This is a genomic window from Nocardiopsis kunsanensis DSM 44524 (assembly GCF_000340965.1).
Lineage (GTDB): Bacteria > Actinomycetota > Actinomycetes > Streptosporangiales > Streptosporangiaceae > Nocardiopsis > Nocardiopsis kunsanensis.
Genome location: NZ_ANAY01000090.1, coordinates 1 through 762, shown reverse-complemented (window position 1 = coordinate 762; position 762 = coordinate 1). Strand labels below are relative to the sequence as shown.

At 67.8% G+C, this 762-nt stretch carries 1 protein-coding gene; it reads left to right on the top strand.

Features of this window, described 5'->3' with window-relative positions:
• Positions 1 to 29 precede the first annotated feature (29 nt).
• Positions 30 to 762, top strand: a 733-nt coding sequence (locus D456_RS24915) for a condensation domain-containing protein (protein WP_239643906.1), incomplete at its 3' end; no start/stop codon positions are given.

Here is a 762-nt window from a genome sequence, read left to right as displayed (position 1 = left end):
TCGACCCGGCCACCGGTCCCATGGTGCGGATGGTGTTGTTCACCGGCCAGAACCCGCCCCGCCTGCTCATCACCGCCCACCACCTGATCGTGGACGGCGTCTCCTGGCGCATCCTGCTCCAGGACCTGACCACCGCCTACCGACAAACCACCGACAACCAACCCATCGACCTGGGTCCCCGCACCACACCCTTCCCCGTCTGGGCCGACCACCTGGCCGACTCCGCACGCAAGGGCCGCTTCGACGACGAGACCGAACACTGGACCAGCCTGACCGAGACCCCGGTCGACCTGCCCCGCGACCTGGACCATCCCGGAAACGGGCCCACCGCCTCACAGCACACCGTCTCGTCCCGCCTGAACGCCGAAACCACCCAGGCCCTACTCCTGCAAGCACCCCAGGCCTTCCGCACCCAGGTCAACGACCTGCTCCTGGCCGCCCTGACCCACGTACTCACCGACTGGACCGGCCACGAACAACTCCTGATCAACCTGGAAGGCCACGGCCGCGAAGACCTCTTCGACCACATGGACCTGTCCCGCACCGTGGGCTGGTTCACCACCATGTTCCCCGTGGCCCTGCACCACCACCCCGACTGGGCCGACCAGATCAAGACCACCAAGGAGATACTGCGCACCCTGCCCCACCACGGCCTGGGCTTCGGCGCCCTGCGCTACCTGGGCACCGACCAGCAACGCACCGCCCTGGCCGGCCTGCCAACCCCACAGATCAGCTTCAACTACCTCGGCCGCTTCGACACCG